1 pseudogene is annotated in these 961 nt (G+C 70.4%); it reads left to right on the top strand.

The annotated features are described in order from the left end of the window. Positions 1–260: 260 nt before the first annotated feature. A pseudogene (locus ABD323_RS41750) lies at positions 261–961 on the top strand (RHS repeat-associated core domain-containing protein); the annotation flags it as partial.

The raw sequence follows: 961 nt of genomic DNA, 5'->3' as shown, positions 1-961 counted from the left end.
CGAACACGGCCTCCGTCGCGGGCAAGAGCATCGGCAGCATTCCGGTGACGGTGCCCAGCCACCCGGTGCCGCCCACCTGGCAGCCGCCGAAGAGTGCGCGGCTGGCCCCCAAGGGCCACGCCGAAGTCCGCATCGGCACAGTCCCCGCTGCCGCGCAGGCCCGGAGCACGGAGCAGAGTGCACAGGCCGGCCCCGAAGCCAGCGCCGCCGGTCTTCCCCTCTCACTCGCCCCGCTCGCCGGATCACCTGTCACCGACCAGGTGGTCCAGGTCGACGTAGTCGACCCGAAGGCCGGGACCGCCGCGGGCATCCCCGGACCGGCCCTGAAGCTCTCCCGCGACGGCGCCAAGGCCGCCGGCCAGATCCGCCTCACTCTCGACACCAGCACACTCGCCGAGAGCTACGGAGCGAACTGGGCCGCACGTGCCCATCTCGTGAGCCTGCCCGCTTGCTCACTCACCACCCCTGAGGTCGCAGGCTGCCTCCAGCAGAGTCCCGTGCCGTCTCACTACGACGCGGCCGCCAAGAAGCTCGTCGCCGACGTGACCCTCCCCGGAGACGACGGCACGGCCCAGACTCGAATCCAGTCCCTGTCCGCCGTCGCTCCCGCAGCGCCGGTATCCCAGCAGGGCACGGTCCTTGCGGCCGTGCCCGGATCCTCCTCCGGCGCGGGCACCTACTCGGCAACACCGTTGAATATCTCCCAGGCATGGTCGGCCGGATCGTCCTCGGGTGCATTCACCTACTCCTCCCCGATCCAGGTACCGCCCTCCCTCGGCAGCCAGGCACCCGCTGTTGCCTTGTCCTACGACTCCTCGTCCGTGGACGGCAAGACGTCCGCCACCAACGCCCAGGCGTCATGGATCGGTGACGGCTGGGATTACACCACCGGCTTCGTCGAACGCTCCTACCGGCCCTGCTCGAAGGCTGGCATCACCGGCTCCGGCGACCAGTGCTGGGC

The sequence above is a fragment of the Kitasatospora nipponensis genome, from assembly GCF_039528135.1.
Lineage (GTDB): Bacteria > Actinomycetota > Actinomycetes > Streptomycetales > Streptomycetaceae > Kitasatospora > Kitasatospora nipponensis.
Note: the sequence above shows the minus strand (reverse complement) of the source record. Positions and strands in the feature narration are given on the sequence as shown.